Origin of the sequence: Aphanothece stagnina RSMan2012, assembly GCF_046764815.1 — a bacterium.
Classification (GTDB): Bacteria; Cyanobacteriota; Cyanobacteriia; order PCC-6307; family Cyanobiaceae; genus NIES-981.
The window spans coordinates 13689-27092 of the sequence record NZ_JBKOUC010000029.1 but is presented as its reverse complement, the minus strand read 5'-3'; the positions used below and the strand labels follow the sequence as shown (position 1 = coordinate 27092).

The 13404-nt window shown below is 58.9% G+C and carries 11 protein-coding genes; all 11 read right to left on the bottom strand.

Annotated features, from left to right (window positions below):
- Nucleotides 1-738, bottom strand: a 738-nt coding sequence (locus tag ACLNEE_RS15045; protein ID WP_412007286.1) for a glycosyltransferase, incomplete at its 3' end; no start/stop codon positions are given.
- An 11-nt stretch (nt 739-749) separates the two neighbouring features.
- The gene (locus tag ACLNEE_RS15040) at nt 750-1736 is read right to left on the bottom strand and encodes a glycosyltransferase family 2 protein (protein ID WP_411423651.1); all 987 of its coding nucleotides are present in this window, start codon (nt 1734-1736) and stop codon (nt 750-752) included.
- Nucleotides 1733-2728, bottom strand: coding sequence for a glycosyltransferase family 2 protein (locus ACLNEE_RS15035; protein ID WP_411423652.1), 996 nt, complete (start codon nt 2726-2728; stop codon nt 1733-1735). The genes ACLNEE_RS15040 and ACLNEE_RS15035 overlap by 4 nt, the downstream gene beginning before the upstream one ends.
- Before the next feature lie 1813 nt (nt 2729-4541).
- Nucleotides 4542-5597: a glycosyltransferase family 2 protein gene (locus ACLNEE_RS15030; RefSeq protein ID WP_411423654.1), complete on the bottom strand. Its 1056-nt coding sequence runs from the start codon at nt 5595-5597 to the stop codon at nt 4542-4544.
- Nucleotide 5598: 1 nt separating this feature from the next.
- Entirely contained in the window at nt 5599-6207 is a 609-nt protein-coding gene (locus tag ACLNEE_RS15025; protein ID WP_411423655.1) for an acyltransferase, read from the bottom strand.
- Nucleotides 6204-7526, bottom strand: a complete 1323-nt coding sequence (locus ACLNEE_RS15020) for a glycosyltransferase family 4 protein (RefSeq protein ID WP_411423656.1) — start codon at nt 7524-7526, stop codon at nt 6204-6206. The genes ACLNEE_RS15025 and ACLNEE_RS15020 overlap by 4 nt, the downstream gene beginning before the upstream one ends.
- Nucleotides 7527-7552: 26 nt before the next feature.
- Nucleotides 7553-8842 (bottom strand): glycosyltransferase family 4 protein, encoded by a 1290-nt coding sequence (locus ACLNEE_RS15015; RefSeq protein WP_411423657.1) that lies wholly within the window; start codon nt 8840-8842, stop codon nt 7553-7555.
- A gap of 11 nt (nt 8843-8853) precedes the next feature.
- Nucleotides 8854-9783 (bottom strand): glycosyltransferase family 2 protein, encoded by a 930-nt coding sequence (locus tag ACLNEE_RS15010; protein WP_411423676.1) that lies wholly within the window; start codon nt 9781-9783, stop codon nt 8854-8856.
- Nucleotides 9784-10097: 314 nt separating this feature from the next.
- Nucleotides 10098-11222, bottom strand: coding sequence for a hypothetical protein (locus ACLNEE_RS15005; protein WP_411423658.1), 1125 nt, complete (start codon nt 11220-11222; stop codon nt 10098-10100).
- A gap of 465 nt (nt 11223-11687) precedes the next feature.
- Complete coding sequence (locus ACLNEE_RS15000) at nt 11688-12128, bottom strand: glycosyltransferase (RefSeq protein ID WP_411423659.1); 441 nt, start codon at nt 12126-12128, stop codon at nt 11688-11690.
- 100 nt (nt 12129-12228) lie between these two features.
- Nucleotides 12229-13404: a glycosyltransferase gene (locus tag ACLNEE_RS14995; RefSeq protein WP_412007285.1), complete on the bottom strand. Its 1176-nt coding sequence runs from the start codon at nt 13402-13404 to the stop codon at nt 12229-12231.

The window sequence follows — 13404 nt, the reverse complement described above, 5'->3', positions numbered from 1 at the left end:
CAGCCCACGCGCGGCAGCATGGTTACGCCCCTCACAGACCCAGGTGAAGCTGGCCTGGGGCCGCGCCTGCAGCACCTGCTGGGCCACCTGCGCCACGAAGAACGGCGCCTTGATGAACGCGAACTGGCCCACGTAGAGCAGCTTCAGGCGGCGGCCGATATCCATCGGCTCGGGGCAGGCTTCCTGGAAGGCCCGCGGGGCGGCCTGGGGGATCACGGCGATGCGCTCAGCGGCAACGCCGTGGTGGCATGTGAGGTAGGCCGCACACTGCGAAGCGCTCACGATGTGGCCATGGGCATGGCGGGCGATCATGCGGTTGCTGCGCGAGAGGGCGGCTCGCATCAGCCCATGGGCGACGCGCACCGGTGCCGGGCGCGGCACAGCATGGAGCCGCTTCCACGGCGCCAGGTCCTCCTCCACACGGCCTTCGAATCCGTGCGACCGGTGCACGAAGACCGCAGCGGGGGCGCGCGCGCGAAGGTCCTGCGCCGCCAGGTAACCGTGGGGCTGGTTGACGTGCACCACGTCGAACCTGCCCTGGCGAAGGTGGGCCCGCAGGGCTGTGCGGTAGGTGAGCGGCAGCTCGAGCAGGTAGTGCAGGTTGCCGTGGCGCAACCGCCGCCGCATGTCGCTGGCCCAGACCGTGCACACGTCGACGCCCGCACGCTCCAGCGCCCGGGCCGTCTGCCACTCGGTGCCGGCAGCGCCCGAGTCCGGCTCCGGAAGCACGTCGGCCATCATCAGGACCCTCACACCACGGACCCCGAAGCAGCGCCCTGGCTCCGCAGCTTCAGGAAGGCGGCCTGCAGCCCACGCATCCACACCCGGGGCGCCAGCGGATCGTCACGCAGCGAGGCCCAGATGTACCGCAAGGCCCTGGAATCACGGTTGCGGATCAGGTTGCTGGCCACGAAATAGTTCATCCGGGCGCGTGCGCGGCTGGCGGTCACCTGGCGTTGCGTCGGCGGCATCGCGGCGGCCTGCTGGAGCACAGGCTCATCCGATTCGCCCCTCGCACGCAGCCGCATCGCCTGCAGCGAGAGGCGTGCATAGGCAGCCTGCTCTTCGGCACGCGTCGCTGAGATGCCTCCCTCGTCAAAGCGATACGTGTAGAGCGGCTGTGGCAACATCACGAAGGCGCCGAGGGCTGCCAGTCGGTACCACAGGTCCCAGTCCTGCCCCACGCGTAAGGCGGCGCGATAGCCACCCGCCTGCTCGTAGGCGGCGCGGCGCATCATCACCGTGGGGTGCACGCTCGGACCATCGAGGATGCCGTGCCGGGCTGCCGGCTCCAGCACCCAGCGCGGCTCGGTCGACAGACCCGAGCCCCTGGCCTCGTAGAGCAGTTCGCCGCCCTTGGCCACCATGCGAGCCCAGCAGGAACAGAACACGGCCTGCGGGTAGCGCCGCATCAGAGCCAGTTGCTCTCGGAGGCGACCAGGCTCCGACACGTCGCCGGCATCCTGCCGGGCGATGAACGCTCCGCGGGCCTCGTGGCAGCCGCGGATCAGGGCACGCGTCAGCCCCTGGTTGGGCTGAGTGATCACACGCAGGCGCGCATCCGCCTGTGCGTGAAAGGCAAGGATCGCTGCGGTGCCATCGGTGGAGCCATCGTCAACGACGACGAACTCCAGATCCGCACCCTGCTGATCGAGGATGCTGCGCAGCGTCGCTTCCAGGTGAGCCGCGCCGTTGTGCACACCCATCACAACGGAGATCTCCGGGCTTGGGGTCATGGGACGTCGAGCCAAGCCAGGGGTAGACCTTTGCCGGATGGCGCAGAGCGACGCAAACTCTCTGCATGCATCGCCAGCAGGCCTGCGCGTTTCCATCCCAACAAGCCCGCAGCCAACTGGTAGATCTGCATCTGCAGAGCGGATCGGGCACCCGCCGCCCTCCGTGCGACGTTCAGACACTGCCGGCTCTCGTCAGGGAGTCCGGCTGCACCGGCCCGGCGTGCCTCAAGAAAGGCCCAGCGTGAGAAGTGCTTCATCTCGGCACACTCGGTGGGGACGCCAGCTTGCTTGGCTGACGCATACAAGCTGCTGATCAGGCGTGCCACGTCGCGGCAATGCTCAAGAGGGTCGCCCCCCCCAGTGAGCCGGGCCTGTGAGTGCTGGCGGTGCTCGGACAGCGTTTGCGGGCAGCGGACCAGCCTCACGCCAAGGGCCGCGACTCTTGCCTCGTACTCCCAGTCTTCACACATCCGCATGTCACTCCAGGGCCCCACGGCATCGCACACCTCGCGACGAAACAGCGGCGTATGCGTATTCCACCAACGGTCGACCAACAACGCGGGGAACAGCCTCTCGTGCTGCTGCGCAGTCCACTTGTACGGCTCGCGCAGCACAGCGCCGAACTCATCCACCAAGCGGGTGATGCCGTAGGCGATGCCGCACTCAGGATTTGCACGCAGCGCTGCCACCTGGACAGCAAACTTGTCGGGCAGCAACAGGTCATCACTATCGAGGTACTGGATGAACTCACCAATAGCCAAGCGTCTTCCAGCCTCACGAGCAAAGCCGGGACCGCTGTTGCTGATTCGTAGGGCTCGTATCTCCGAGGGATGCGACTTAACCAACGACGCCACGAAAGCAGCAGTGCCGTCGGTAGACCCGTCATCAACAATGATGATTTCAATCGGGCGGTAGAACTGCCTCAGAACTGAAAGAACAGCTTGATCCAGCAACCCTGCTCTGTTAAATACAGGAATAATAACTGAAACCAAGCCACGCCTCAAAGCGCGATGAGCTTTCATTAAGGTAGGCCCCGAGAAACGCGGTCAGAACTTAAAGAAATTCACTTACTGGCGGCTTAAAGCTGATACTCGAGCGTCAATAGCGCAGCTTCGATGAAGCCCAAGTCTAAGCCCGAGAATTGGCCAAGCTCATAGAAGAGTGTATATAGCTGTTGAATGCGCGAGCCCTAAAGTGAGCCAAATAGACTAGATTTATCAAGTCGTCACAAAGCCACCTCGAGTCATATCTAATTCTTGCTCTATTTCTCATCAGGAAGTTTTTGTTCCCCATCGCGATATGAGATGAGCTCCTGCTGATACTTAGCTCTCCTTCTTCCTGCCTTAAGCCGAGCGCTGACAATTGCTCATTCAGGAAGTCACTGGGGCTAAAACATAAGCTTTCATAAAGGCTAAAGCGAAAATCGACTCGGCCAGATACTAGATAACGGAGGATGATCTTATTAGCACCAAGCCAATAGTTGAAGGCACGCCAAACAGAAATAAGTGAGCGCTTTCCGCGGGGCCTGCTCACCATAGACGCAGAGAAGCTGCGAACATCCTTAATAGAAAAAATGACTCGAAGAACATCATGGGGCATGAATATCTCCGAAAAGTTTTCAGACAACATTTGCAATGTTGCAACAACTTTCGAAGAGTCTACTATAATCGCATCTTCACCTTGGGTTGCACGCACATAAGTCACCAAGCTTTTGTACTTACTAACCAGAGGGATATTTGAGTTTAGCCCACACAAATCAATCATGTTGCGCCAGAATTCACATTGATTCCAGTCCTCTAGGCATGAGCAGAGAGTAGCGCCCTGATAGCCACCCCATTGTGCAACGTAGTTATTCATGTGCCCTGGGGAGAAGAACTGGGATACCTCTCCGAGGCCCAGAACTTTAGGATGAGCACTTAGCAAATGATTTGTCAGCGTGGTTCCACTATGCTCTAAGCCAACAATATAGATGAATTTCATTAGTTTCTACTTCGGAACAAACGATGAGGTTGGTGGACAAGCAGATAGTTTGCTTTTGTGTCCGCTACTGAGCATGCAGCTTCCTAACAGACATAAGTCACGATAGCCATGTCAGCGCAATAATTTTTCGACCCGATTGGCGTTACTTCACATATACACACATGGTTGACATATTACGCCTGCAGAGCCTATTAACTTGCGCAGATAGTAATCCTAAATTCATGCGATGGGGCGCCTAAACACACTACATCAGCTTGGCCATGATAGATACGACCAATACAAGCCAAGAAATACTCATCACAGGCGATGCGTCTAATCAGGAATACACTCTGCTTCCACAAATAGCCCCAAAGTTATTCGCAGAAGGCCCCATCGCTGGACGGCCACTGGCCTCAGCGAATTCCCGGCAGGCAACCAAACTCTCGCCGGGCAGCAAACCAAGAGAGTGCCAATAAAAGCGGATTAGCAGGGCCACCCATGTGCGAATAGAGAATTGAATTTCCTAGGGTGCTGACGAATCCTTTGAGAACTAAACTACCCGACAGACGGTTGAGCACATAGCTGAAGCATCTTGCTTTGGCTTGCGCGGCCGATTAGCCTCCCAACTAACTGAGTCATTTTCTTCCACACAAGCAAACCAAAGAATTTCCAATCAGTGATGTCGATTAGAACAAAAGAGCCAAGATGGATAAAGTTTTAACTCTTGGCCTGGCTCGCCTGGACGGAAAATGAAGTCAAATACAATCTAAATAACTACAGTTTGAGTTTCAGGCTTGCATGGCATGCCGTAGCAGCGTTACGAGATTTGCACAGGAGCTCGCATACTCACCGCGCGTTACCGACTTCATAACCCGACCCATCAATAGCACCCGCCTTCAGCGCTCGAAGCTGCGCAATTCGCTCGTTCACCGGAATGGCGAACCTTCGGTCGGTGAATTGTTGGCGCTCGATCAAGCCACTGTGCTTCTCCGGCTGCGATTCATGCCATAAATGCACAAAGGGCACGAACGCGCCGGGATAGAAGCGCAGGGTCTGGGCACGCTCCAGGATCTCGTCATCCTCACCGCCCCACCCATAGAACGATTCGTCATGCCCACCGATCTCCCAATAGGCGTCGCGGGTCATCACCAGTGTCACCCCACGGCAGTTGGCGCGAACGTCGTCGATGGATTTGACGCAGGCGAGCGCATACGTTTGCTGCACCTGTCTCGACGTCTCGCGGTCGAGGTAGAAGACGAAGCGTGGGACGAGCGCACCGCTGAAGCCGCGGGCAAACAGATCCAGGGTGGCCTTCCCGTAGCTGGAGGGAGCCACCATGTCGGCATCGTGGAAAACGAGGGATTGCGAACACGCCTGGCGTGCACCCACGTTCAGCGCCCACGACTTGTTGAACGGCATCTCGGGGGAGGTGGAGGGTGCGTGCAACAGACGCACACCGGGCAGGTCTTCGGGAGTCAGCACCGGGATCCAGCTCTGCTCAACCACGATGATCTCCAGCCGCACCCCTGTCTGACCCCACAGGCTGGCAAGGCAGCATCGCAGCTGCGGCAGGCGCGCCTTGCCACGGAAGGCGATGATCACGCTCAGCTGCGGCTCAGCCTGTCCCCGCTCCCCGGGGGGAGCGGCAAAGGTGACGGGCCATCGCTGCAGGCAACACCTCAGCAGCCGCGCACCCGTGCGGGGAAAGAAGCGGCACACCGTGAGCGGCGAGGTGTCGCGCCACTTGCACACGCGGGCCCTGCCTGAATCGGTTGCCGTCAGGCGTTCGTGGCGGTTGCGCAGGTCGAGCCATGCTTCGCTGGGTGAGCGCAGCGCCAGCTCGAGCCGCCAGCGCTCGTGCAGCCAGCAGCCCAGCTTCTGACGAAGGGTGACAGACGCCATCTCAGCTGCGCTCCCCGATCTTGCGGGCGGGCACACCGCCATGGATCTCAAAGGCCGGCACATCCCTCAAGACCACGGCACCGGCCCCGATCACCGCCCCGTCGGCGATGGTGACGCCGGGCATCACCGTGACACCGGCACCCAGCCACACGTCGTTGCCGAGGGTCACGCCGAGCCGGGTGCGGTCGGGGCCTTGATCGCGGATCATCCGGCCGCGATCCACAGCGTGGTTGGAGCCCACCAGCGTGCAGAACTGGGAAATCAGGCAGTCGGATCCGATCACGATGTGACCATCGCCGCAGGCGCGCAGGTTGTTGTACTCGCCCAGCCAGGTGGCGGCGCCGATGCGGATGCAGCCGTAGCCGTTGGCGTCATCGCCGAAGGCGAGCACAGTGCCGCTTCCCACCGCGGCCCGTTTGCCCAGGGCCAGCCTGCCCTCGGCATAGGCCAGCAGCTTGACATCGTCAGCCAGCTTGGCGGTGGGATGGAGGCGGCGTATCTCGTCCAGACGCAACCACTCCAACCGCCGTTCACCCAGGAATCGCCGCACCTCCGGGTAGCGCAGAAGCGCCACCGTGCACAGCCACTCGGCCATGCTGCCGCGGCTCATGACGGCGCAGCCCCCTGGTTCGGCGCATCGAGCGCAGCGGCCTCCGCCCAGAATTGGGGGTCGTCGCAGGCCAGGCTGGAGTGGGCATGGGGCCATTCGCCGCCAGGGCCTCCATCCGGGCCCTTCTTGCCCATCCATTCGCGCACGGTTTCGGCCATCAACGAGCCCAGCAACCTGTCGAGCCTGCTGCTCGCGCCACCCACAGGCACTGGTGGGGCAGCTGGAAGTGCCTCGGATTCACAGGTCGCCTGGAGTTCGCGGCTCCAGTGGGCCACCGATACGGGAATGCTGTACCGCGTCTGCACAAGGGCCTGACCGGCCTCGACCAGCTGTTGACGCAGCGCCTGGTGAGTCCATACCCGCCGCAGCTGGGCAGCCGCGGCCGCACAGTCACCCGGTGCAAACAGCAGCGTGTTGCCCTCGTGGACCAGCCCCCCCTCCAGCCCTGAGCCCACGTAGCGCGACGACACCACGGCAACGCCGTTGGCCATCGCTTCCCAGATCACCTGCGGCCCTGTCTCCCAAGCCGAGGTGAGCAGCAGGACATCGACCTGACTGAGAACCTGGGCCTCCAGCTGCTGTGGCGTGAGGAAGCCCAGGAAACGGGCCCGGCCGGCATCAACAGCGGGCTTCAGCGCCTGCCGCAGCCCCTGCTCCTCAGGGCCACTGCCCGCAATCAGCAGTTCGAATGGAACGCACAATTCGCCGAGTTGGCGCGCGATCTCGGGCAGATCACCCACCCGCTTCTGATCCTGCTCGAGCCTCCCTACAAACGCGATGCGGAGCTTGCCAGCCTCATGCGGCGCCCGACGGGGTTCGCCCAGTTCGACGCCACAGGGCGCGTAGCCGATGCGGTCTTCCAGGATTCCCGCGCGTTGCCGCACCAGGCGACATGCCAACCGATTGGTGCACAGCGCGCGATCGATCCATGCTGCGTAGCGCTGGACATCGGCGTAGAGATCCGGCTGGATGCCGTGCAGCGTCATGGCGATCTTCGGGTGCACCGCCATCCGACGGCGTGCCCGCGCCGTGCCCACGATGGCGTCGGGAATGTTGACGCTGGCCACGACGTCTGGTTGCACAACGGCCACGGCCCGCTCAATGGCACGGGCCCGCCCTTCCGGGGTGCCCGTGGCGCATTCGATGGCCCGCCAGCGGCTGTGCGGGTGCCTTTCGAGGTAGCTGTGCGGCAGGTGATGGCGCGGGCCCTGCACCAGGCCTACGGACACCTTCCAACCGAGACCCGCCAGCCCGGGCTCCAGGTAGTCGAGCCAGGTTGCCAGGCCGCTGAGCTGGTAGGCGCTGGGGGCCACGAACATCACTGATCGCTGTTCCCCCGTCACCATCAGCGTGCCCTCTCCATCGCCGCGGCATACGCGGCTACCAACGCGGTGTCGCGACAGCTGAAGTGGGGCCACTCCTCCCCCGGGCTGCCATGAGCCACCTGCCGGCCCAGGGTCCGGCGGACAGGCTCCCACCAGGGGCGGCGCAGGCCCAGCGGGCCGCGAGCATCAAGGCTGCGAGGCCGCACCGGCTGCGGCAATGGCGGCAAGCTCAGGCAGCCCTCCAGCGCGCGCGCCCAGTGGCGGCCAAAAGCCTCCATCGAGAAGCTCTGCCGGATGTGCGCCGCCGCCGCCTCCGACAGGCAACTGAGCAGAGCCGGCTCGGCGGCCAGCCGTTGCACATGTTCTGCAGCACGGCGCCGATCACCGACCGGAAAGACCAGTGCATTGATCTGATCCAGCGCAAGGCCATCGATGGAGCGGCCGAGGAAGTCGGAGGTCACCGGCACGGCGCCGTGGCTCATGGCCTCCGCGATGGAGTAGCCCCAGGCCTCTGCCGCCGAGAAATGAGTGAGCACGTCGACCCGCGGGAAAAACTCGGTGCGCAGGGCAGCAGCGTTCAGCTCACCGAGATAGCGCACATGGGCCGGGAACTCCGATGCCAGCGCGGCAATGGCGGGAGCCACATCGCCGGCACCCGCCACCCAGAGGCGAGCCTCCGGCACGAGTCTGTGCAGCTCACGAAAGAACGGGGCGATGTCTTCGGCGCGCTTCTCGCTGGCAAGACGTCCGGCATAACCCACCACCAGCGGCCCGCGGCCACGCCGGGGCGCGGAAGGCGCTGTGGCAACGGCGTTGGGAACGTGCAGCAAACGAGCAGCAGGAAATGCACCAGGCACCGAACGCATCGCGGTGTGGCTGAGCCGGCTCACGCACACCACGGTGTCGATCACATGCGCATTCGCCTGCAGGCAGGCGGCCTGCTCGGGAAGATTGCCGTGATTGACCGCTACCAGCCGCACGCTGGTGCCGGCATGGCGGAGGCGCCGCACCGCCTCAAAAGCCGAGTCGAGCACCGTCAACACCACCACATCAGGCCGCACCCGCTCGATCGTGCGTGCGATGGCCTGTATCCGCGCCTCTTCGGTGCCGGATCGGGCATCCATGCGCAGCGTGCGCAGGCCCGGCCGAAAGGCCTCGACCCTGGACGGGACGTGGTAGCGGCGGCCCCAGGCCAGGCCCACCCTCACGGCCCAGCCGCGCTCGCCGAGCGAACCCGAAAGCGCCTCCACCCAGGTGCCGATGCCGCAGGCCGTGGACGCCGATGGGTACAGAACCAGGGCATTCTTCATCCTGGGCATTCTCAACCCAGAAGGCGATGCGCCCAGCCCCTGGCTCGCCACTGCCAATGCTGAAGGTGCCTGTTGTGCCTGAGGGCGATCTGCTGGCGCAAAAAGCACTCGCGCGTGCGCTGCTGCTGCAGCCATTCGTAAACGATCGCACGCTCAGCCACGGGCAACGCCCGAACCTTTTCGCGCACGATCTCGAGCATCTCCAGCAGAAACATCTCGTGGGTGGCCACCGTCTTGCTCGCATCGTGCAGGCGGAACTTCGACAGCACGACATCGAGCTGCGCCGGCGGGCCGAAGCGCTCGCGGAGCCGGTAGAAAAACTCGAAATCGAAGGCGCAGTGCAGATCCTCACGCAGTGGCCCCACGGCCTCACCCGCCGCACGCCGCCAGAACGTGGAAGGCTGCAGGATCGCAGCGCGACGATGCTGCATGTGCAGCAACCACTGCGCAGGCGGCAGTCCCGGATCGACAGCCAGCACGTCGAGGGGCATGCCCTCTGCATCGATGAGCTCGCAGGCCCCGGTGCACCAGATGGAGTCGGGATTCGCGTCGAAGAACGCACCTACCACCGAGAGCGCGCCCTCGGCGAGCAGATCATCGGAGTTGATCCAGCCGACGACATCACCGCGAGCCCAGGCGAAACCCTTGTTCAGCGCGTGCGCCTGGCCCCGATCGGGTTCGCTCACCCAACGGTCAAGGCCTTCGCTGTGGCGCTTGATCACCTCAAGCGAATCGTCGGTGCTGCCGCCGTCGACAACGATGTACTGCAGATGGGGGTAGCGCTGCCTGGCCACTGATTCCAGAGTCAAGCCAAGATAGGCAGCCTGATTGAAGGAAGGGGTGACGATGGATATTTGGGTTTGCCAAAGTGACACCGGCTTGCTTCGCGTCGACACCTCAGTTGCACTCCTCGTACCTCTTGGCCTCACGCGCCAAGTCATCACGTTGGAGTTCAACACTCAGGATGGAGCATTGGGCATCGAGCATGCCTCAACTCTCTGCAGCCTGCTTGGTCACGAAGGCAACTCAAGAAGCCCATAAACCTGCTGAGACATTCCAGCAGAGAAGAGACACGACAGGGAGGCCCAGCCTCGGAATCATATGTAGCGACTAACAAGGGATCCAACCGGCAAAGGCCAAATCATAGCGTAAAACTGCACACACGAAGCGGCATTGGCATAAACATGAACAGAAGCCGCAGTAAATAGAACGACAGAAAGCTGCCATCAGCTATCGAGAAAATGGCTTTCCCGCATCATGCTTTGAGGGCATGCAAGACACTTCTGCGAATGAAGCCCATAATACGCCTAGGATAGTGCAATACTTTGTCACTCCAAGGCCTTGGAGCCTTGCTCAGGCACCATAACTCCAATACCATATCAAGGAGAAGAGCCTCTGAGTTAGACAAAGAAAAGGGTTGATCACTGGCCTCAGGCGCCGTCTCGGCAGTTACAGGCCAAAGGAATTCTCTGTCGGGAAATATATTATGCAACACCCATGCATCAGACTCGGCAAAAGAGCTGTCATAGTCTAAATATTCTTGTGGCTCGGGGATATAACCTGGAAGCCCAGATGTATGTTGACGGATAAACCGCCAGAACCCGTAATGAATGGGGCTTCGAAAACCCGATACCAGCCTTGGAAACTTCCTATTGAAATAGCATAAACACAGCATTCCAAAACGCGAGAGGGATTCATTCTGACGCTCAGGATCCTTGGTCAGTGCATCATCAGGCAGCCCAATTTGGGCTTTGAAGTCAGAAATCAAATCGCCACTAACAAAGTCCTCTTTCTGAAAAAGACGAATTATAAAACGAGCCTCAGGAAAATACTCTCGCCAAAGCCGAATTGTACGAGCGTGATTGCAAGCATTATTCCAGTATGGATGGCTGGGAGATGGAAGACGGGGCACATAAAACCCACTAACCAAGCTGGTCGACCAGAGGCTTACAGCAGTCTCAATCGGTCGTCGTATATACAGAAGTATGGTAATTTCGTCAAATAAATCCCCTAAAATGCTGCGCAGGAAAAGCAGAGACTCTTTACTCCCAAGCCTTGACTGCAAGAACTCGGACGAGATTATCCAAGAGGATTGACTAGAGGAGCATCGATTGATCTCCGAGATAAATGCATTGCGAATGCTTGCAAGGCGTTTCTTTACATCTGAAACCCGCATACGACATAAGAACTCATCAAAGGCCTTAGGATCCGCGAGGACTGGCAGCCAAGCATGATTACCCCCGCCTGAGTCAAGCGATCTTGGAGTGAAGACATTATATTCAGCAAGGATGTCCCTGTTTTGAGCCAGAAACTGCTGAATGGAGGTTGATCCTGTCTTTTCAGTTCCAATGTGCAGGATCAAGCGCGGTTTTGCCGGCATCCCAAGAATCTCATTAGATAATCTTGAAAAAATCCTACCTCAAACAAAATGGCGGGAGCTCGCTAGGAATTAGTTGAGTATGCGGGAAGGATAGAGAGGTTTTATTCATTACACCAAATACAAGCCTCAAGGCTGATCGACAAGACAAATGACCCAAAGGAGCCAGGAAATACCTTTGGATATAGATTCATTGACTTGGGCAAACTCGGCAGTGATATCTTTAGGTTTAGGCCTTACTGAAACCCAAAGAGATCTCCTATCAAATACCAAAGGGATCTACCAGCTCTGCACACAGACGTTCTGCAAGAACCAGAGCTTGAGCGTCATCTATATGCGGCAAGTGTCTCATTATCACTAGCATCCTCTCCGCAATGGACGAAGCTTACCTAAAGCGCCAAGCATCTAGATCATTGATGCCATTCCCTTTGGGAACAGTTAATTTTAGCCAGTCGTGTCTACAGCCTCCTACTTCGCAAACGTCAGCCCCGCATCGACAGCCAGCACGTCGAGGGGCATTCCCTCTGCATCGATGAGCTCGCAGGCCCCGGTGCACCAGATGGCGTCGGGATTCGCGTCGAAGAACGCACCTATCACCGAGAGCGCGCCCTCGGCGAGCAGATCATCGGAGTTGATCCAGCCGACGACATCACCGCGAGCCCAGGCGAAACCGTTGTTCAGCGCGTGCGCCTGGCCCCGATCGGGTTCGCTCACCCAACGGTCAAGGCCTTCGATGTGGCGCTTGATCACCTCAAGCGAATCGTCGGTGCTGCCGCCGTCGACAACTATGTACTGCAGATGGGGGTAGCGCTGGGCTGTGACCGAGGCCATCGTCAAGCCGATATAGGCGGCCTGATTGAAGGAAGGAGTAACAACAACAATGTGGGTTGGCCTAGGCGACACTGGCATTGACTACTTCGATAATTCATAGGCGAGATCCTTTATACATCGACACGCCCAAAGCAAAGCGACCCGACTACAACCCCTAATCATCCAAACAAGTAATCATCTATACAAGCGCCTTGACGAGCGCGCCTCTGACGGTCTCCTCAAACCTCTGCTCATTGAAACTCTTCAATGCATACTCAGCAATACGATCACCCCTCGTTCTCAATTCAGAGGGTGTCATATTAGAAACCGCATTAACAGCCTGAAGAATCGTCCCTTTCCATACATTCTTCAAGACTATTCCATCTACGGAAACGTCAATGCCGCTCTCTCTGGTGACGATGGGAATCAGACCTGCCTGCATAGTCGTGACAACAGCACCTGGGCTGCCATCGGATGCGCTAAGGAATAAATGCGCTGAAGACTTGGCCAGAATTCCACTGAACACTTTACCAGAGATGTCCAAAAAACCATAAAACTTGATATTTGTACAACGACAGAGAATATCAGTGTATGCAAGCCAGAATTCCTGCTCATGCTCTATACCCCCAACAACATGCAATGTCAAGTCTGGCCTGTCGGAAAAGATCTCTATCAACAGATCCAATCCTCTATGTATGGCACCAAAGCTTGCAAACCAAAGAAACTCTCTTGAATCTCTGTTCTGTAGAGGCAAAGAATAGATCTTGGGCGCATTGAATACATCACAGTTTGCGATAAGGGAAAGAGGTGCCCTTGTCTTTGTGCGATACGTGCTTGAGACCCACTCATTACCATTCACAAAAATAAAGTCAGCACAGCAAGGGCCTTTGTCAGTGCGTCGCCTATATCTAAGTTTGCCCACAATTCCTGTCCTCAACCCAAAGGATCTCAGCCTTCTACGTTCTCCCCTGATTGCTTGGGAATTGTCTGCGCCAGTAGCCAGAAAAATCTTCGTGACGCCTAGCTTGGATGCTTGACATACTCTTTCGAAGGCAATTCCTTGGCCAATTATGACTTGATATTCCTTCGACTGAGGCGGAGCTGGATTCATCCAGTCTGTTACATCAACAGAAAAGCCAAGGCTGCCAAGAATATCAACAAGAATGCAAGCACGTCGGAGATTGCTATGTCGAGCTAGATTGGAATGCAGAAAGCCTGGAGAAAACGGTTCAGCCACCCAAAGGACAAGCGCTCTCTTGTTATTATCACCACCATTAACATTATAATATACATCTTTGGGTGGGTAGGAGTCCGAGTTCAGCGGCTCAGCACCCCAATACAAGCTGCGATAAAGGTATTTGAACAGATTGAGCAT

Excerpts from the sequence above, each read along its gene's own strand:
- ACLNEE_RS15005 (WP_411423658.1), bottom strand. The coding sequence starts at position 11,222 with ATGCCGGCAAAACCGCGCTTGATCCTGCACATTGGAACTGAAAAGACA.
- ACLNEE_RS15015 (WP_411423657.1), bottom strand. The coding sequence starts at position 8,842 with ATGAAGAATGCCCTGGTTCTGTACCCATCGGCGTCCACGGCCTGCGGC.
- ACLNEE_RS14995 (WP_412007285.1), bottom strand. The coding sequence starts at position 13,404 with ATGCTCAATCTGTTCAAATACCTTTATCGCAGCTTGTATTGGGGTGCT.
- ACLNEE_RS15000 (WP_411423659.1), bottom strand. The coding sequence starts at position 12,128 with ATGCCAGTGTCGCCTAGGCCAACCCACATTGTTGTTGTTACTCCTTCC.
- ACLNEE_RS15020 (WP_411423656.1), bottom strand. The coding sequence starts at position 7,526 with ATGTTCGTGGCCCCCAGCGCCTACCAGCTCAGCGGCCTGGCAACCTGG.
- ACLNEE_RS15025 (WP_411423655.1), bottom strand. The coding sequence starts at position 6,207 with ATGAGCCGCGGCAGCATGGCCGAGTGGCTGTGCACGGTGGCGCTTCTG.
- ACLNEE_RS15040 (WP_411423651.1), bottom strand. The coding sequence starts at position 1,736 with ATGACCCCAAGCCCGGAGATCTCCGTTGTGATGGGTGTGCACAACGGC.
- ACLNEE_RS15030 (WP_411423654.1), bottom strand. The coding sequence starts at position 5,597 with ATGGCGTCTGTCACCCTTCGTCAGAAGCTGGGCTGCTGGCTGCACGAG.
- ACLNEE_RS15010 (WP_411423676.1), bottom strand. The coding sequence starts at position 9,783 with ATGACTTGGCGCGTGAGGCCAAGAGGTACGAGGAGTGCAACTGAGGTG.